The sequence below is a fragment of the Flavobacterium sp. ACAM 123 genome (assembly GCF_000264055.1).
GTDB lineage: Bacteria > Bacteroidota > Bacteroidia > Flavobacteriales > Flavobacteriaceae > Flavobacterium.
In genome coordinates, this window is record NZ_AJXL01000004.1 from 21,390 (window position 1) to 41,113 (window position 19,724).

General features: G+C 36.1%; 16 protein-coding genes and 1 tRNA gene. 9 read left to right on the plus strand and 8 right to left on the minus strand.

Features of this window, described 5'->3' with window-relative positions; all coding sequences use genetic code 11:
• Positions 1-5: 5 nt before the first annotated feature.
• The 7 genes from A3SG_RS0101275 to A3SG_RS0101305 form a co-directional block, all read right to left on the minus strand.
• Positions 6-1,922, minus strand: coding sequence for an AMP-binding protein (locus A3SG_RS0101275; protein ID WP_016988199.1), 1,917 nt, complete (start codon positions 1,920-1,922; stop codon positions 6-8).
• Positions 1,923-1,939: 17 nt separating this feature from the next.
• On the minus strand, positions 1,940-2,302 hold the full coding sequence (locus A3SG_RS0101280) for a response regulator transcription factor (RefSeq protein WP_016988200.1): 363 nt from the start codon (positions 2,300-2,302) through the stop codon (positions 1,940-1,942).
• Positions 2,303-2,307: 5 nt separating this feature from the next.
• Complete coding sequence (locus A3SG_RS0101285; RefSeq protein ID WP_016988201.1) at positions 2,308-5,013, minus strand: ATP-binding protein; 2,706 nt, start codon at positions 5,011-5,013, stop codon at positions 2,308-2,310.
• 269 nt (positions 5,014-5,282) lie between these two features.
• Positions 5,283-7,034, minus strand: a complete 1,752-nt coding sequence (locus tag A3SG_RS0101290; RefSeq protein ID WP_016988202.1) for a sodium:solute symporter family protein — start codon at positions 7,032-7,034, stop codon at positions 5,283-5,285.
• A 29-nt stretch (positions 7,035-7,063) separates the two neighbouring features.
• Entirely contained in the window at positions 7,064-7,324 is a 261-nt protein-coding gene (locus tag A3SG_RS0101295; protein WP_016988203.1) for a DUF4212 domain-containing protein, read from the minus strand.
• A gap of 28 nt (positions 7,325-7,352) precedes the next feature.
• Entirely contained in the window at positions 7,353-8,591 is a 1,239-nt protein-coding gene (locus A3SG_RS0101300) for a hypothetical protein (RefSeq protein ID WP_016988204.1), read from the minus strand.
• Between the two features lie 108 nt (positions 8,592-8,699).
• Positions 8,700-9,119, minus strand: a complete 420-nt coding sequence (locus A3SG_RS0101305) for a helix-turn-helix domain-containing protein (RefSeq protein WP_016988205.1) — start codon at positions 9,117-9,119, stop codon at positions 8,700-8,702.
• 287 nt (positions 9,120-9,406) lie between these two features.
• On the opposite strand from A3SG_RS0101305, the gene A3SG_RS18770 reads away from it, so the two are divergent.
• The 3 genes from A3SG_RS18770 to A3SG_RS0101320 all read left to right on the plus strand — a co-directional run bounded on the left by A3SG_RS18770 (position 9,407) and on the right by A3SG_RS0101320 (position 12,605).
• Entirely contained in the window at positions 9,407-11,257 is a 1,851-nt protein-coding gene (locus tag A3SG_RS18770) for a DUF294 nucleotidyltransferase-like domain-containing protein (protein WP_016988206.1), read from the plus strand.
• The gene (locus A3SG_RS0101315; RefSeq protein ID WP_016988207.1) at positions 11,258-11,872 is read left to right on the plus strand and encodes a PolC-type DNA polymerase III; all 615 of its coding nucleotides are present in this window, start codon (positions 11,258-11,260) and stop codon (positions 11,870-11,872) included.
• A gap of 253 nt (positions 11,873-12,125) precedes the next feature.
• Complete coding sequence (locus tag A3SG_RS0101320; protein ID WP_232226235.1) at positions 12,126-12,605, plus strand: YSC84-related protein; 480 nt, start codon at positions 12,126-12,128, stop codon at positions 12,603-12,605.
• Between the two features lie 577 nt (positions 12,606-13,182).
• On the opposite strand, the gene A3SG_RS0101325 is transcribed toward A3SG_RS0101320, so the two are convergent.
• Positions 13,183-13,255, minus strand: a tRNA-Phe gene (locus tag A3SG_RS0101325).
• A gap of 99 nt (positions 13,256-13,354) precedes the next feature.
• On the opposite strand from A3SG_RS0101325, the gene A3SG_RS18775 reads away from it, so the two are divergent.
• The 6 genes from A3SG_RS18775 to A3SG_RS0101355 all read left to right on the plus strand — a co-directional run bounded on the left by A3SG_RS18775 (position 13,355) and on the right by A3SG_RS0101355 (position 19,607).
• The gene (locus A3SG_RS18775) at positions 13,355-14,188 is read left to right on the plus strand and encodes a type III pantothenate kinase (RefSeq protein ID WP_016988209.1); all 834 of its coding nucleotides are present in this window, start codon (positions 13,355-13,357) and stop codon (positions 14,186-14,188) included.
• Positions 14,118-15,332: a membrane protein gene (locus A3SG_RS0101335; RefSeq protein WP_016988210.1), complete on the plus strand. Its 1,215-nt coding sequence runs from the start codon at positions 14,118-14,120 to the stop codon at positions 15,330-15,332. Before A3SG_RS18775 ends, A3SG_RS0101335 begins: the two co-directional genes overlap by 71 nt.
• Positions 15,333-15,372: 40 nt before the next feature.
• A complete protein-coding gene (gene lptC, locus A3SG_RS0101340) occupies positions 15,373-15,927 on the plus strand; it encodes an LPS export ABC transporter periplasmic protein LptC (RefSeq protein WP_029596542.1) in 555 nt (184 codons plus the stop codon).
• Between the two features lie 17 nt (positions 15,928-15,944).
• Positions 15,945-16,139, plus strand: coding sequence for a DUF6526 family protein (locus A3SG_RS0101345; RefSeq protein ID WP_016988212.1), 195 nt, complete (start codon positions 15,945-15,947; stop codon positions 16,137-16,139).
• Positions 16,140-16,142: 3 nt separating this feature from the next.
• Complete coding sequence (locus A3SG_RS0101350; RefSeq protein ID WP_029596543.1) at positions 16,143-17,402, plus strand: hemolysin family protein; 1,260 nt, start codon at positions 16,143-16,145, stop codon at positions 17,400-17,402.
• A gap of 108 nt (positions 17,403-17,510) precedes the next feature.
• On the plus strand, positions 17,511-19,607 hold the full coding sequence (locus tag A3SG_RS0101355; RefSeq protein ID WP_016988214.1) for a peptidylprolyl isomerase: 2,097 nt from the start codon (positions 17,511-17,513) through the stop codon (positions 19,605-19,607).
• The last annotated feature ends 117 nt before the right edge of the window (positions 19,608-19,724 follow it).

Genomic DNA, 19,724 nt, shown 5'->3' on the forward strand with positions numbered 1-19,724 from the left:
TGTATTTAGTTGTTTAGCGTATTTTTTTTGTTAAAAGCACCGATTTCATATTTTATTAAAACGGCTTCGATTTCTTCAATAATGGTTTCATCATCTATTGTCGATGGGATTTGAAACTGTTCCCCATCTGCGATACTTCGCATGAGCTTTCGTAAAATTTTACCGGAACGGGTTTTTGGTAACCGATTTACGATAACTACATTTCTTAAGGAAGCGACAGCACCTATTTGCTGTCGTACAACCTGGGTAATTTCATGTTCTAATTGAAAATGTTCTATTTCGTCGTTTAGTTTAGTAACTACTAGAGCAAGAGGTATTTGTCCTCTCAGGGCATCGTTTATTCCAATAACAGCACATTCTGCTACTGACGGATGTGAAGCAACTATTTCTTCCATTTCAGCCGTTGAAAGCCGATGTCCTGCAACATTGATAACATCATCGACTCTTCCGGTGATATAAATATAATCCTCCTCGTCTTTATACCCTCCGTCACCTGAAAAGTAATAGCCGGGATATTGTTCTAAGTAGCCCGCCTTAAACCGGGGATTATCTTTCCATAAATCGAGCAGTGTTCCTGGAGGCAGTGGGAGTTTTATCACCACATACCCTTGTTGATTTGCTTGTACTTCATTCCCTTCTTCATCAAATATTTTAATGTCATAACCACAAACGGCCTTACCCACAGAACCGGGTTTTATGGGTAAAGCTTCCACTCCTAACATGTTCGCTATCATCGGCCATCCTGATTCAGTTTGCCACCAGTGGTCAATTGCCGGAATGGGAATATGTTGGTTATACCACGCTAAAGTAGCAAGATCACACCGTTCTCCGGCTAAAAACTGCGTTTTCAAAGAACTCAGATCATATTTTTTTATGAAATCTCCATTTGGATCTTCTTTTCTAATGGCGCGAATAGCGGTTGGCGCCGTAAACATTGCGTTTACTTTGTGTTCGTCAATAATTCTCCAAAAGGTACTGGCGTCGGGAGTTTTTATAGGTTTCCCTTCAAAAATGACAGTACTGTTTCTATTGATCAAAGGACCATAAACGATAAAGCTGTGGCCTACTACCCAGCCCATATCCGATGCTGCCCAAAAAACATCCCCTTCTTGTATGTTGTATATTTTTTGCATCGAAAATTTTAGGGCAACACCGCTGCCACCAGTGTCACGAACCACTCCTTTTGGTTTTCCGGTTGTTCCTGAAGTATATAAAATATATAGGGGATGAGTAGCGCTAAGAGGTACGCAAGGGGTTTCTTCAGAGCCGTAGACTATAGCATTATAATCTACATCGTATTTTTTAAATGGAATTCTGGCTCCTAATTTTCTGTTAAATACAATGACTTTTTTGGGTCTGTGGGTGGCCAGGGCAATAGCCTCATCTACTAACGGTTTGTAAGTGATTAATTTGTCCACTTCTATGCCGGAGGAGGCAGTTATAATCAGGCGAGGTTTACAGTCGTCTATTCTGATTGCTAATTCATGTGGCGCAAAACCTCCAAACACTACCGAATGGGTGACGCCAATTCTAGCACAAGCTAGCATTGTAAAGGCTGCTTGTGGAATCATTGGCATGTAAATTATTGCGATGTCCCCTTTTTTTAATCCTAAGGATTGCATCCCTCCAGCGAGTTTTGCCACTTCAGTTTTTGCCTCTAAAAAAGTGTATTTTGTGATGGTTTGTGTCACTGGTGAATCATAGATAAATGCCACTTGATCACCGTAGCCGTCCTCAATGTGTTTGTCTAATGCGAGATAGCATAAATTTAATTCACCGTCCTTGTACCATAAAGGATAGCCGTTCTCATCTTCTGATAAGGTAATTTCAGGTTTGTTGTACCATTGGATTGCATTTGCTTGTTCTTTCCAGAATTCTACCGGATTAGTGATACTTTTTGAGTAATATTCGTTGTAATTCATGATATGGCTATTCTAAATTATTGAATTAATTGCTGCACTTGTTCTACTAATTTTTTTAATGAAAAGGGCTTTGTCACATAGAGATTTGCTCCTAACGAAAGTCCTTTTTCAATGTCCTTCTCCTTATTCTTTGCCGATAAGAAAATAACTTTGCAATGTTGTAATCGCTCGTCACTTTTTATTTTTTCCAATGTGGCAAATCCGTCAACCATGGGCATCATTACATCAAGGATGATAACGTCTGGAAGTTGTTTTTCTAGAATGTCTAATGCTTCTTGTCCGTCACGTGCGATAAAAACCTCGAAATTATTTTTCTTGAATGTATACTCGAGTGACATAACAATATTGGGTTCATCATCTACAATTAAAATTTTCTTCATGGCTATTATTTCTCAGTTGTATTGTAATTGGGTAATGTGAAAATAAATGTCGCACCATTTCCGAGTGTACTTTCGACCCAAATATTCCCTTTATGATGTTCTATGATTTGTTTGCAAATGGCAAGCCCTAAGCCGCTTCCCACAGGTTTTTTTACATTTTGATTTCGAGATTGATAAAACTTATCAAATATGGGTTCAAACTCTTCTCCTTTTATTCCTTTACCGTTGTTGTGAATGCGGACTGCTATATCTTTGTCATTCTCAGATATCGTAATCGAGATTTCCCCATCGGTTTCAGAGCAAAACTTTATGGCATTTGATAATAAGTTGTGAACTACCTGAACGATCCTTTCTTCGTCATAAAATGCCTTTATTTCATGGGGAGTCTCATCGAATACTACCCTAATTTTTTGATTCTTTATTAATTGGCTAACGGAATCAATCGTGTTTTCTATGGTCTTCGATATGTCGTTTTTTGATAGGTAAATCTTATGTTTACCTGTTTCAAATTTTTCTAAATCCAGAATTTTATTAATCAGTCGATTCAGTCGATCTGATTCGGATATAATACTTTTTAGAAATTGTTTTCTTACCTCATTTGGGATTTCGTCATCGTCGTCATGAAGTATTTCGGTTGCCGCACGTATCGCCGTAATAGGTGTTCGGAGTTCATGCGTAACGGTGTCTAGAAATTCATCTTTTTGGAGGTCTTTTTTAATAAGCTCCTGATTGGCATGTTTTAACTGTTCTGATATCTTCTTTAACTCTTTTGAAGTATCGGTCAGCTTTTTGTTGATAATAATATTTTCTTGCGACTCTTCTAGGATTTGCAATACTTCGGGAAGGCTAATTTTGTCTTCTTGAATTACACTTGAAATTAAAATTTTGGCGGAAGCCGTACCAATATGACCCGTCAATAAATTCTCGGCAAACTTTATAAATCGGGCATCGGCAGTGTTGATGTTTTTGTCGATATTGTATTTTAGATTAAAAATTTTTAAAGCCCGTTTTGTCCTATCCTCGCCAAGGAAGCGTTGTAACACTTTTTGAATATCAGCGATGTAGGCGGTTCCTTTCCATACAAAAGCATTCTCATGATTGGTAATGTATTTATCAATATCCACAAACATTTCAGCATAGTTGCGCTCTCTATAATTCCCTTTGAAACTCACTGAAACTGCGAGATAACTCATCGTGTTAAACAGTATACTCCAGAAAAAGGCATGCTGGATAGGCTCTAAATAATCTAGTCCAAAAAGCTGGAAAGGTTTTAACAGCTCAAGTGCCCAGGGTCCTTCTTGAAGGAATGTGCTGGAAGTGGATGTGATTCCTATAGCATAAGGGAGTAACAGGGTATAAAAACAGATAAAAAAACCAAGAATAATTCCCGTCACAGCACCTTTTTTAGAGCCTCTTTTCCAGAATAAAGCACCAAAAAAAGAAGGGGCTAATTGCGCAATAACGACAAAGGAGACCAATCCTATGGAAACTAAAGAGTAATCTAAAGCGAAAAAACGGTAGATGAAGTAGGCTGTAATTATTAATGAAAAAATAGCGATTTTTCTACTATTTAAAATGCGTTTATTGTTTTTTTCTTGAGATGTGTTTTCTAATGAACCTACAAATCCATAGGGAATCAATAAGTTGTTACTGAGCATGGTGGATAAGGAAATGGTCGAAATAATAATCATGGAAATTGCCGCCGAAAACCCACCAAGAAAGACGATCACGGTCAAAGTGTTATTGTTGAAAAATTGTGGAATTAATAAAGAATAGGTATCGGCATTTAATCCTTGTCCGTCAAAAAGGATATTGCCTCCCCAAGCAATTGGGAAAACGAAAATATTAAAAAGTAGTAAATACAAGGGGAAAAGCCATAGTGCTGTTCTAATGTGTTTTTCGTTATTATTTTCAACAATAGCAGTGTGAAATTGTCTAGGTAAAATAAAAATAGCAAACATGGATAAAACGCAAAGAAAAAACCAATTCATTCCCTCCGTTAGTCCCCCAATAGTATTTTTTTTATCAAAGTTATCAAGTAGTGCTGCTTTCGCATAGATATCGTCAAAACCATCAAACACGAAGTAGGTTACATAAATACCAATGATTAAAAAGAAGACTAATTTTAGAATAGACTCCATCGCGACTGCAGTGACAATGCCGCGCCTTTTTTCAGAAGCATCTACATATTTTGTCCCGTAATAGGAGGCAAACAAAGCGAGTGCGATACATACATAAGTGGTGGTGTCACTAAAAATATTGGAACTCGATTGTGTATTGGTGACAATATTAAAGGTGTCTGAAATGGATTTAAGTTGTAAGGCAATATAGGGTAAAACTCCAAAAATACAGATTAAAGTTACCAGTGCTCCTAGAAATCGGCTATTGCCATAGCGCAAAGAAATAAAATCAGCAATACTGGATATTTTATTAACTCTTGAAATTCGGACAATTCTCTTAAGGATAATCATCCACGTAGGTATGATGATGATCGGGCCCACATAGATTGGTAGGTAACCTAAACCGGATTGTGCAGCAACACCAATGCTCCCGTAATAAGTCCAAGCGGTGCAATATACTGCTAAGGAAAAAGAATAGATATACGGATTAGTTGTCCATTTAGAATTATTTCTTTTTTCTGCCCAATGTGCTATGTAAAAAGGAATCGATACATACAGAGCCAAAATCAATAAAAGACCGATACTACTCATAATATTTTTTTATGATTAGGAAAGAGATCGCTATGGAGAACAACCATGCCGAAAAGATATAGACGTAGATAATTGGAAAGCCAAAAAAAGATTTTGAATTGTCAAATAGCAGCAATAGCGGTATATTCAGCGCTAATAATAAAAGCATTGAGAGGATAACCAACTTTTGTTCGTGTCTTTTTTTCATGGTGTTAAATAATACAATCTCTACAAAAAAATGTAGAGATTGTATAGTTTAAAAATAATTTTTATAACTTATTTAATAATTTTTAATGTGTTGCTTCGCCAGCGCCAGAAGGAATTCTAATGTGCTCTACAATATCTTGAACATCTTGTGGAGGCGCTGGTGTAAAACTTTTAACTGTAAATGCTACAGCAAAGTTTACAAGCATTGCAATGGTTCCAAAACCTTCAGGAGAAATTCCAAACCACCAGCTATCTTTTAAACTAGCAACAGCTTCTTGTCCACCATCAAAAAGACCAAATTTGAATTTCAACATGTAGAAAAGCATTAATAAAAGTCCGATAACCATCCCTGATATAGCTCCTTCTTTATTCATTTTCTTATCAAAAATACCAAGGATGATTGCAGGAAAAAGAGATGCGGCGGCTAATCCAAAGGCGAGGGCTACCACGGCGGCGACAAAGCCGGGAGGATTGATACCAAAATAACCTGCAATAACCACTGCAACAGCTGCAGCTCCACGAGCAGCCCAAAGTTCCCCTTTTTCTGAAATATCTGGGTTGATCATTTTTTTGATAATATCATGAGACACGGAAGCTGAAATAACCAATAGTAAACCGGCAGCAGTAGATAAGGCAGCGGCTAATGCTCCAGCTGCAACTAATGCAATCACCCAGTTAGGCAAGTTGGCAATTTCAGGATTAGCGAGTACCATGATGTCTTTATCAATCGTCAGCTCACTTCCTTTATTTCCTTTTGCATCTTCAGCTGCTAAAAACGCTGCATCTGTAGACTTGTCATTGTAATATTGAATTTTACCATCTCCGTTTTTGTCTTCAAATGCCAATAAACCGGTCTTCTCCCATTTGGTGAACCAAGCTGGCATTGAAGTATAGTCTTTTCCGTTAACTGTCTCAATTAAGTTTGTTTTTGCAAAAACAGAAATTGCCGGTGCCGTCGTATATAATATGGCAATTAAAATCAATGCGTATCCAGCAGATTTTCTGGCATCCTTCACTCTTTTTACGGTGAAGAAACGAACAATAACGTGAGGTAATCCTGCGGTACCAACCATTAAAGCTAGTGTGATTGCAAAGACATCAACCATTGATTTTGTACCATCAGTATATACTGCAAAACCAAGATCTGTAGAAAGACCATTCAACTTATCAAGTAAATACGTATCAGTTCCTAAAACAGTTCCTCCCATTCCGATTTGAGGTACTGGGTTTCCTGTCATTTGTATAGAAATAAAGATCGCAGGAACCATGAAGGCAAATATTAAAACACAATATTGTGCTACTTGGGTATAAGTGATCCCTTTCATACCGCCTAGAGTAGCGTAAAACAAAACAATTACCATACCTATGATAACACCCGTATTAATATCAACTTCTAAAAACTTAGAGAATACGAGACCTACGCCTCGCATCTGTCCCGCTACGTAGGTAAAAGAAACGACTAGCGCACAAATAACAGCAACGGTTCTGGCACTATTAGAATAGTAACGTTCTCCAATGAAATCCGGCACTGTAAATTTTCCAAATTTTCGCAGGTAAGGCGCTAGCAAAAGAGCTAGTAATACATATCCACCGGTCCATCCCATTAGGTAAACGGCACCGTCATATCCATCAAATGAGATAATTCCGGCCATAGAGATAAAAGAAGCAGCACTCATCCAGTCAGCGGCAGTAGCCATACCATTTGCTAATGGAGAAATTTCTCCACCAGCAACATAAAATTCTTTAGTAGAGGTCGCACGCGACCAGATTGCAATTCCAATATAGAGGGCAAATGTAACCCCAACAAGTATATAGGTCCAAGTTTGTAAATCCATGATGTTTATTTTTTTTAATCGTTTTTAAATTATTCGTCGTAGCCGTATTTCTTGTCTAGTTTGTTCATTAAATGAACATAAACAAATATCAGGATGACAAATACATAAATTGAACCTTGCTGTGCAAACCAGAAACCAAGTGGGAAGCCACCTAATTTAAAGGAATCTAATGCTTGTTTGAAAAGGATTCCTGCCCCGTAGGAAACAGCGAACCAAATACTTAATAATATCAGAAGGTATCTTAGGTTTTCCTTCCAATACGCAGTTGCGTTGTCTTGTTTATCGCTCATGATAGATAGGATTAAAAAGGTTAGTGAATTATAGGTAAATCATTGCTTGAAGCGTGACTGTATTTACTGCTTTATTTGTTCCGTATTTTAAAGTTTGGTATTCTAAAGTTAGTTTAGAATTATGACCGCTAAAAAAGGCATTAGCGCCAATACCCAATTGCGAAGCATTATCGTTGATTGCATCTATTTGTCTTTCATCATAAGACACATATGGTTGAAAACGAGTTTTTGATTTTCCAGGGAGAACGTAACCGAGGTGCCCATGAACCATTGATCCCGTTTCATAAGTGGTACCTAATCTGTAGTTTTTTCCGTAATCTGTGTTTTGATACAAGGCATAAGCGGTAAGAGCCGCTCCTTGAGTTCCTACTGGTACATCATAAAAAGCATCCAGTCCAAAAATAGTAACATTTTCGCCACTTAAATTTCCAGCAGCATCAGCAATTACAGAACCGTTAGGATGTGAAAAGAAACCAGCTCCAATATTAAACACCTTTTTTGTTCCTAAATAAGTCCCTACTTTATAAGGTAAAAAGTTACTCTCAGACTCTAAAAAGCCATATTCAAAATAACCGGCATAGGTTCTTCCCGCCTCTTTTGAACCTAATAATCTTTTACCAGTATAAGTTGCTGTACCGTTGTTTGCAGGCACTGTAGTTGCTTGTAGATTAGTAGTTCCTGCACCGTTTACGGCAACGCGATATTGAAATTTTCCAACAGTTCCTTTAGCGTAGACTCCAATGTGTCTCGCAAATTGATCGGATAATCCTAAAGTTGCCCATGATTGTCTCTGGTTGTCCAGTGTCATCAGGTTTAAAGTACTTTGGTTATTCAAACGAGAAATTCCATTCCAATAATGTAATCCACCTCCAATTGCATTGTTTTTTCCAAGGCTGTATTGAGCCCAAGCATCGTGCATGAATACTTGTGAACCAGCTCCTAATCCAGTGGGACTCATTGTATCTGAGTTTAGACTGTTAAGTCCCCAATGCGTTAGAATTAAAAAGTCCTTATTAATTTGTGCATATACCAGCACACGGGCTCTCCTCACGCTGAAATCCAGATCAGCTTGTTCATTGCCGTTGGCGTCTAGCGGGCGATCTGAGTTGTATTGCCCCCAGATTTGCGCCCAAGATATTACTCTAAGGTACTTCGAGCCATCCTCGTTTAGGTTAAATTTCATTCCGGCCCCATAATCAGGGGAGCCTTGTGAAAAGCCTTTTAAAGATAAAAGCAGGACTGCTGTAATCAAATAAAATTTTTTCATAATTAATTAGTAGTTTGGTTAAGTGAAATGGTTAGTTTCTAGAGTGCCAAAGTCTAATTTTTTGTTAAGAAAAAAAAGTAAGATATATTTATGTGTAAAGTACTATAGTTAATCTTTGAAACGCTCCCACTTTATAAGCATAAACTTGTCTCCTAGCTCAGTTATTATCATGCCGGCGCCAGACAGTAAATCCTTGTTTTTAATATAAGCTACGAGTTCTAAGTGGTTCAATATTCTATAGGTGGGGTGGTAGTTACCTTGAGATGGTTTACGTATATTAAAAGACTTTACCCAGTTGCTAACAGTCACATGTGATACCCCAAGAATACGCTCAATCTCTCTATAGCTCAATCCTTCAAGATAGAGTTGTAACGCCTTGGTAACGTAGTATTGATCTATCTTTTTTCCGATTTTATTAACAGTAAAAAAATAATTGCATTTTTTACATAAATACCTTTGTTTACTATTGATTACACCACTTTTTATGATTTGATTTTCTTGGCATTTAGGGCAGGCTAAAATCTCCATGTATATAAATTTTGCATAAATATAATAAATTAGTAATTATTTTAAGAGAATAATGTAAATAAAAAGCAGTTAATTTACTGAAGCCGTATTTATAGTAGTGTTTTGTTAAAATTTCAGCAATTATAAGCGCTATTTCTTTTGGGTTTTCCAGAGTATAATTAGTCTATGATCAAAATCTGTTCTATTTTGTGTAATTTCAGTTAATGATAAACAGTTTATGAAAAATTCAATAGCAGAGCGAATAGCTGATTTTTTAAAAAAAAATCCTCCTTTTTTAAGTTCTTAGCTTGCCGGATTTGATTGCCATTTCTAAAGAATCTCAGGTAGTTTACTTGGAGAAAAATCAAGTGCTTTTTAATGTTAATGATCAGCCGCATTCTTTTTTTTATGTTGTTAAGGATGGAGCGGTGGGGCTGTCGATTTCTTATGATGAAAAACAAATTCTCATCGACAAATGTGATGAAGGTGATATTCTGGGACTGCGCCCTTTTTTTGCCAAGGATAATTATCTAATGGACGCCATGGCTCATGAAGAAAGTTTGGTTTATGCTATTCCTATCGCCGTTTTTAAACCCTATGTTTTTCGGAATCCAGAGGTTTCAGCATTTTTATTGGAAAGCTTTGCTTCTAATACGCGAAATCCTTATGACAAAGAAAATAGGGGGAAATTGATTTCAGAAAATGTGATTTATAAGGAACAGGATACTACAATGCAGTATTTCAAACCCATTTCATTTACTGAAAACCCGATCACGGCTAGCGGAAAAGTAACCGTAAAAAGCATAGCTGAGATTATGGTGAAGTATAAAATAGGCAGCGTTGTTATTGAAGAGAAGCAATTGCCAATTGGTATTATTACCGACAAAGATTTGCGTTCTAAAATTGCTACGGGAATATTTGCTATCAACGATACCGCGGACCAAATTATGTCAACACCGTTAATTACTGTCCCTGCAAACCGATCCGTTGCTGAAATCCAGTTGCTGATGATGCAGCATAATATTGGTCATTTGTGTGTGACTTCAGACGGTACTCCGCAATCAGTAATTATAGGGATTATTTCTGAACATGATGTTTTTACCGCTCAGGCTAACAATCCGGGAGTACTTGTAAAACAAACGAAAAGGGCACGAACTGCAGTTGAACTGAAAGCGATCAGAGAAAATCTAACTAAATTGATTGTGAATGCATTGTATGAAAATATACCTATCGCGCATATATGCCAGATTGCGGGGGAGATCAATACGTCCATTACAAGAAGAGCGATTGAGTTGTCTATTTTAAAAATGAAAAAGCAACCTCCTGTTCGATTTGCGTGGTTAAATATAGGGAGTCAGGGAAGAAAAGAACAGTTGCTATTGACGGATCAAGATAATGCTTTGGTTTTTGAAGATGTAGCTGCTGAAAGATATGTTGAGGTTAAAAAATATTTTATTCGATTAGCGGAAAATGTGATACACATATTAAGCACAGTCGGGTATGAATTATGTCCTGCTGAAATGATGGCCAGTAATCCCTTATGGTGCAAATCAGTAACAGAATGGAAGGAGCAGTATGTGACTTGGATTCACAGCCCGGGAGAGAAAGGGATTCTAATGTGCTCCATTTTTTTTGATTATGACTTTGTTTATGGAGATAAAACGTTGGTTGACGCAATTACGGAGGCTATTTTTAAAAATATAGATAATAATCAAATCTTCTTTGCTTACTTAGGAGGAGATGCTATGAAAAGTCCACCTCCATTAGGTTTTTTTAGGCAGTTTTTATTAGAGAAAGATGGCGAATATAAAGATAGTTTTGATGTTAAAGGTCGTGGGTTAATGCCTTTAATTGATGCGGCCAGATTGCTGTGTTTGAATCAAAAAATCATTGGGCTAAACAATACGTTTTTAAGATTTAAAGAATTAGCAGCTTTAGAGCCGCAAAACGCTGCGATTTATGAGGCTTGTTCGGAGGCATTCTCTGTATTGCAAAAATTTCGAACCGAAGAAGGTTTCGCTAGTAACTCCACGGGACGATATCTAGACTTAAATAAATTGTCAAAATTGGATAAGGTAAAGCTTAAAAATGCTTTTCAGCCGATACACGAGGTGCAGGAAATTCTCAAAACTCGATTTCAACTCACTTATTTTACTTAAATGGGAATTTTTAATTGGTTTAAAAAAGATAAAAAAATCTATCCTGAATTTTGGCAAAGCTATTTGTCTTGTTTTGATGCTAAATTAAAAGAGACTAGAGAGGAACGGGTTGTGGCTTTTGACACGGAAACTACAGGATTGGATTTTCGAATGGATGTAATTCTGTCCATTGGTGCTGTCGGTATTGATGAAAACACAATTCGTGTGAAGGATTATTTAGAGTTGTTTTTACTACAAGATGTTTTTAAAAGAGAAACAGTTGCGATTCATGGGATTTTAAAGGAAGGTAAAGAAGAAAAAATAACGGAGGTAGAAGCAATAATACAATTTTTGGGCTTCATAAAGGATGCCGTACTTGTGGGTCATCATGTGAGTTTTGATGTTAAAATGATAAATGAAGCATTAAAAAAGATGGGTTTGGGGAAACTCAAAAACAGAAGTATAGATACTGATATGATGTATCAAAAATTTAAAGGGTTGCAGCAAGATCAACACTCTGGGTTGGATGAATTATGCGGGATTTTTAAAATTCAAAAAAGTGATCGACATACGGCAATTGGTGACGCGTACATAACAGCGTTAATTTATTTGCGACTTAAAAATAAATGGAAGTAGTAGTGTTGTGTCGAAATGTATTTATATTTTAAGCACATCGGTTATTAATTATAGTATTGAAAATCAAACTATTATACTGTTGTTTAAGAAATTTATTTTAAATTTGAATAACCATATTTCGCTTTTTAGTTAATGATTGAAAGTGTTCGTATTCTGAGTTGGTTTATTTGATAACGATTTTAAAATGAGAGCTATGAAAAAATTAAATGTTATTTGGATAGTGATGATTGCTTGTGCAATAAACATATCGCCTATGGTGGGGCAATCACGTGCTAAGAAGAACAAAATTATTGCTGACAGCAAGACAGCAAAAATTGAATTCATTAAAGCGGATCCTCTCATGGGAGGACTTTTTGAGGAAGCATATGGCTATGTCTTATTTCCTAATGTGGGTAAGGCAGGATTTATTATAGGGGGAGCGGCTGGAAACGGAGCTGTCTATGAACGCAATAATTTAGTAGGTATGGCAAAGCTGTCGCAACTGAGCATCGGGTTCCAAGCAGGCGGACAAGCGTATCGGGAAGTGATCTTTTTTGAGTCGGAAACTGAGCTGGAGCGGTTTAAAAATAATCAATTTGAGTTTGCCGCTCAAATTTCAGCAGTAGCGGTTACTGCTGGAGCCTCTGCTAATATAAAGTATGCTGAAGGTGTGATGGTGTATACGATGCAGAAAGGTGGGCTCATGTATGAAGCATCGGTGGGTGGACAGCGTTTTGAGTTTAATAAATTGTAAGGTACTGTTGCTTTTGATAGCTAAGCTTTTGTACTCTATTTGGTTGTGTTTCAGACAGGTTAGATTCCCTACGCAATATAGGGTTAGCAAACTGAGAAGTAAAAAAAGAGCATTAGCTCTTTTTTTTGCTCTAAAACAAAAACCGGAAGCCAGAAGCGTCTAAACTATTTGGTTTTTAAAGCGTTGTGTGCAGTCGTCGACACCGATGTTTCGTGACGGGAGAACCTGAGATAGATGGATTATGTGTTTTTTTCGAAATAAAAATTATTTAGTATTAAAGGGTCAGGAATTATTTTCTTAGTAAACGTTTTGCTTTTCATTTGTTTAATGAACGGTTTTAGGAAGGAGGCATTTTTTTCTCGTCGCATTCAAATTTTAAAACTAAGATATCATCAACAGCGATTTATGAATATGAATTTGTGTAGCTGCGTTTTCGTTGAATTTTTACTCGGACGTTTAAATCATGTGCCTCACTAACGTAAAATAGGTCAGATGTATTACCGTGAATGCTATGTAGATGATGAAAGAATAGATTTTTAAAACAAAAAACCCGAATATTTCTATTCGGGTTTTAAAGTGGTGCCTCCAGGGATCGAACCAGGGACACATGGATTTTCAGTCCATTGCTCTACCATCTGAGCTAAGGCACCGTGCTCATTGCGGGTGCAAATATAGGATGATTTTTAGTATATCCAAAACATTTTTTTAAAAAAATCAATTCGTACCTTCGCAAAATCAAAATTCAAATTATGATTTTAACAGTTGATGTGGGAAACACAAGAATTAAAGCTTCTGTTTTTGAGGGGGATATCCTCTTGCGGCATTTTGTTTTTGTGAAAGAAGAGCTCCAAAAAAACATTAAAAATATTTTAAAAATTTTTACAAATACTGCATATTTGGTTGTTGCATCGGTTGGAAATATCGAAAAAGAGTCTTTTTTGGAGTTTGAAAAAGAGGTGGTAGTTCATTTTGTTTCTCATAATGACTCCTTTCCTTTCGTTAATGGTTATGAAACGCCACAAACTTTGGGAATTGACAGGATGGTTCTAGCTGCTGGGGCAACTTTACGGTTTCCAGGGCAGAATCGATTAGTCATCGATGCAGGAACTTGTGTCACATTTGATTTTATAAATGAGAGAGACGAATATCTTGGAGGCGCGATTGCACCCGGATTACAATTGCGGTATAAATCATTACATGACTTTACTGCTAAGTTGCCATTGTTGTCCTTGGAGAGTCCCAAAGAGGTAGTTGGTAAATCGACCAAGGAATCAATTCATTCCGGAGTTGTAAATGGGTTAGCCTATGAGATTGATGGTTTCATTGATGAGTATCGGACTATTTATTCAAATTTTATAATAATTTTAACGGGTGGAGATACAGAATTTTTGGCTAAACGATTAAAAAATACCATATTTGCCAATTCAAATTTTCTTTTAGAAAGTCTGAATCAAACATTTCAATATAAAATCAAAAATGAATTAAAAAATTGTAGTAAGCGCTTGTTTGCTTTTGTCATTAGTTTCCTTTGCTCAAGAAGGGACTGCGTCACCTTATTCTTATTATGGAATAGGAGACATTAGATTTAAAGGAACAGTTGAAAATCGTTCTATGGCAGGAGTAGCTGTAGAGCAAGATAGTATTCATATCAACTTACAAAATCCTGCAAGTTTTGCTAATCTAAAGATGACCACATTTGCTCTTGGAGGAACTTATAATACGACTACATTTAAATCAGGTACTGAAAGCGAAAATGCAAGAAGAACAACGTTAGATTACCTTGCGGTTGGGTTACCTTTTGGTAAAATAGGAGTGGGATTTGGATTAATTCCTTATTCTTCTGTAGGATATAAAATAGAATCAATTTCGGCAGATGTCAATACAAATAACAGACGCTACAATGGTTCAGGAGGATTGAATAAAGCCTTTCTTGGCCTTGGGTATAAAATAAATCCTAATTTTAGTATCGGGGCTGATGCGCAGTATAATTTTGGGAAAATTGAAACGAATAGTTTAGAGTTCATCACAGATATTCCTGTTGGTACTCGCGAGAGTAATACGGCTAATTTGTCAGGAGTCAACTTTGATATTGGAGCGATGTACAAGGCGAAGCTAAACAGTAAACTAAATGTCTATAGCAGCGTTAATTATGCATTTGATAATACTTTGACATCTCAAAACACAAGGAATATAGCGACTGTCGCTTATAATTTAGGATTTGATTTAGCGGTTGTAGATGTTCTGGGAGAGCAAAGGAATAGTGTTAATTTGAAGTTTCCTGGTAAATTGACAGTAAGCGCAGGTATTGGGGAATCAAAAAAGTGGTTGATTGGTGGAAAAATAGCCTATCAAAAATCTTCAGGCCAAGCGAATACTTATAATGATTTCAGTAATGTAGGTTATGGTAAGTACGGAAATGTGAGTTTAGGAGGGTATTATATTCCAGAATACAATTCTTTTTCAAATTATTTGAAAAGAATCGTTTATCGAGGAGGTTTGAAATATGAAAAAACGGGTCTTGTTATTAATGGGGAATCTATAAATGATGTGGGACTAACATTAGGATTTGGATTGCCAATATCGGGGACTCTTTCAAATGTAAATATTGGATTAGAATTGGGGAAAAGAGGAACGACATCGTCCAACCTAGTTCAGGAAAACTACGCGAATATTAGTATAGGGTTTTCACTAAATGACAAGTGGTTCGTACAAAGGAAATTCCAATAATAAACTTTCACAATACATTTCAATTTGCCAATATGGACGTATGAATTTACTTAAAAGACATAAAATACTTAACCTAGTCACAGTTTTTGCTGTGACTCTGTTTTTTGGGTGTGAAAGTAATTTTAAAGAAGTTCAAAAAATCAATGTCACGGAATTTACACCAAGCGGCGATGCGGATAATGTGGACTTAAAATACACTGATTCGGGGTTTATAAAAGTGGTTTTACTTAGTCCTAAAATGTTAGACTTTTCTACAATTGATTTTCCTTTTACGGAATTTCCCAAGGGAATAGATGTCACTTTGTATGATAACAAAGGTAAGAAGACGCGCGTGACTTCAAATTATGCGATCTCTTATAAAGTTACTGGTATAATTGATTTGCAGGGAAAAGTAAAGATTGTTTCTGAAAAAGGTCAAATGCTCGAGACGGAGCAAATGTACTACGATCAAAAAAATGAGTGGTTTTTTACTGAAAAAAGGTTTAAATTTACAGATGAAAAAGGATCTTCAAATGGACAAGGAATAGATTTTAGTAAAGATTTTAAGATTATCAATTCACAAAGATTAACTGGCGAATTTGATTCGGCAGAATAAATATCAAATATTATATTATGGGTTACTTAAAATACACGCCTTACATTTACCTTATTTTTGCTTTATATTTCATTTATGAGGCAATTGTAAAATGGAATGATCCAGATGCTACACCTTGGTTGAGTGTAATGATAGCCGGACTGGCGATTTTTATGTTTTTCTTCAGGAGAAAGTATGCGAAGAAGATGCAAGACCGTAATAATCAATCCTAATCTATGGAAATTGGTGTTATTATATTATGTCTAATACTAAGTGCCTTTTTTTCTGGGATGGAAATTGCATTCATTTCTTCGAATAAAATTTATCTGGAAATAGAGAAGAAACAAGATAATTTTCTTTCGAAAATCCTCACTAAACTTACTGAAAAACCATCAAAATTCATTGCTGCTATGCTTATTGGGAACAATATTGCGTTAGTGGTTTATGGTTTCTTTATGGGTGATTTGTTGGTGAATAAGATTGATTCTCTAGGGTATCATTTTTCTGATTTATTGAATTTGCTCATTCAGACGGTACTTTCTACTCTCATTGTTCTGATAACAGCGGAATTTTTACCAAAAGTTTTTTTTCAAATTTATGCCAATGTGCTAGTTAAATTTTTCGCGCTTCCAGCATATGTTTTTTATGTGCTGGTTTATTTTATTTCCTCGTTCTTAATCTGGGTTTCTGATTTTGTACTGAAAAAATTCTTCAGAACCGATGGGGACCAGATACAGCTTTATTTTAGTAAAGTGGAGCTTGGGAACTACATTACGGAGCAAATGAGTAGCGTGGAAGATGATGATGAGGTGGATTCAGAAATACAAATGTTCCAGAATGCCTTAGAGTTTTCAGGGGTTAAGGCCAGAGATATAATGAGTCCCAGGACGGAACTGATAGCCATTGATTTATTTGACTCTATAGCCGAACTTAAAGAATTGTTCATAGAAACGGGGTACTCTAAGGTAGTGGTGTATCAAAATTCATTAGATGATATTATAGGTTACGTACATTCCTTTGATTTGTTTAAGAAACCAAAAAGCATTAAAGCGGTAGTTATTCCTGTGGAATTTGTTCCAGAAACAATTTATATCAAAGACGTTATGAATTTGCTTACTAAAAAGCGAAAAAGTGTAGCTGTGGTGCTGGATGAATATGGCGGGACGTCTGGTATCATTACTATTGAAGATATTGTGGAAGAGCTTTTTGGAGAGATTGAAGACGAACACGATTCAGATGAGGAACTTATTGAAAAGGAACTGGGGGATGATACGTATCTTTTTTCGGCTCGATTTGATGTGGAATATCTGAATCAAGCCTACAAGCTCAATATACCTGAAAGCGATTCTTATGGGACCTTGGGCGGTTTTATAGTTGATTTTACGAACGATATACCGTTAAAAGGGGAGGTGATTACCATTGGTATGTATCATTTTGTAATAGAAGAGGCAACAAATAAGAAAATTGAATTAGTTAAATTAACCGTAAAAGAGTGATTTATTTCGTAAAAATATTTTTTTTGTTAAAATAAAACGGTACGATTATAATTATTAAGTAGATAATTGTATTTTCGCAAACTGAATGTAAAATTAACAACAATAAAAATGGCAGTTTTATCAAATATTAGACAACGTTCCGCTTTAATGATTGCGGTAATCGCATTTGCACTATTTGCATTTATCATCGGCGATTTATTCAACAGTGGTGGCTTTAGCAGTACATCAAAAGATGTGGGAAGCATCGATGGAAAAGATATTTCATTTGAAGATTTCAGAATCAAAGTAAGCAATGTTGAAAAAAGTCAGCAAGGAATCACTTCTACAGCTGCGGCAAACAGAGTTTGGGATCAAGAAGTTTCTGTAGCTTTGTTAACTTCTGAATTTGATAAATTAGGTTTAAGAGTAGGAGAGAAGCATTTATTGGCAGTGTTACAGGCAGATCCTAATATTGGCAAAAATCCAATGTTCTTGAATGCTGCGGGTATGTTTGATATTGCAAAATTCAAAGAATACTTTAAGGCAAATCCGGCGCAAGCACAATTCCTAAAAGACAGAGAAGTGGATGCGGAGCTTAATGCTAAATATCAAATATACAACACTTTGATAAAATCAGGTGTTTATACGACGCAGAGTGAAGGTAAGTTGAAATATGAAATGGAAGCCAATAAAGTAAATTTTGCTTATGTTGCCGGTTTATATTCCACTATTAAGGACAGTGATGTAAAAGTAACTGATGCTGAGATAATGGATTACATGAAGAAAAATGAAAAGAAATTTAAAGCAGATGAAACTCGCGAAGTGGAATATGTTTTAATTGCAGATGAAGCTTCAAAAGAAGACGAGGCTGGAGTCAAAGAAAGAATAAGTGGATTATTAGGGGGAAGCGTAGTTTACAATCAGGAAACTGGTAAAAATGATACTTTGGCAGGATTCAGAAGTGCTAAAAACACGATTGAATTTGTAAATAGAAATTCAGATGTTCCTTACGATTCAACTTATATCGCTAAGAAAGATTTGCCTGCTGTTGATGCGGATCAATTATTTAATCTTGCTCCGGGAGAAGTTTATGGACCATACGTTTTTGGAAGCTACTATGCTGTTTCAAAATCGATGGGTAAAAAATTAGGGGTGAATGCAAAAGCAAGTCATATCTTAATCAGTTATGAAGGAACACAAGTTCCAAATAAAAAAGAACAAAGAACTAAAGAAGAAGCGAAAGCAAAAGCGGAGATTTTATTAGCTCAGGTAAAAGCAAATCCTGATAGTTTCATGATGTTGGCTTTTTCTAATTCGGATGATTCATCTGCTCAACAAGGTGGAGATTTAGGTTATTTCAGCCAAAATCAAATGGTAAAACCATTTAACGATTTTGTTTTTAATAACAGTATTGGTGCAATTGGTTTAGTGGAAACTCCTTTTGGATTCCACATTATTAAAGTTGCTGATAAGCAAGATGGTATTCGTTTGGCAACTGTAGCGTTAAAGTTAGAAGCTTCAGAATCAACGTCAGACAAAGCGTTTACAAAAGCCACTAAATTTGAAATGGATGCAACCGAAAAAGATTTCAGTGCCGTCGCAAAAGAGATGGGTCTTACAGTTGTTCCTGAAGTTAGTGTTAAAGCGATGGATGAAAATTTTGGACCGTTAGGGACTCAAAGATCTATTGTAAGATGGGCTTTTGAAGATGATTCTGAGGTTGGTACAATAAAGAGATTTGAAGTAGCTAATGTAGGTCATGTTATTGCAAGAGTTAAAGTTATTGATGATTCTGGTTTAGTAGCTTTAACGCAAGCTAAACCCTATGTGGAGCCAATTCTTAAAAACAAGAAAAAAGCGGAATTAATCAAAGCTAAAATGGCAGGGGATTCTATGGAAGCAGTTGCTAAAGCAGTAGGTTCCACTGTCCTGCAAGCAACGGATGTGACTATGGAGAACCCAACGTTAACTGGTGTTGGATTAGAGCCAAAAGTTGTTGGAAATGCATTCGCTTTGGGAGCAAATAAAATGTCTGCACCAATAGAAGGGAATACTGGAGTATATGTTGTGAAAAACGGAAACACATTGAAAGCACCGGCTTTAAAAGATTTTTCTCCTTATGTAGCTAAAGTTAAAGCACAGTCTGCTGGAGATGTAAACAGAGTTTTGCCAGCGCTAAAAGATAAGGCAACAATTGAAGACAATAGAAAACAATTTAATTACTAGTTTATTTTAAGTAATTATTAATTTCATAAAAAACCCGATACATCGTATCGGGTTTTTTATTTTAAATTGGGTTGCTTTTGGACATCATAAGAGACCGTTGTTGATTGTTAATAAGTT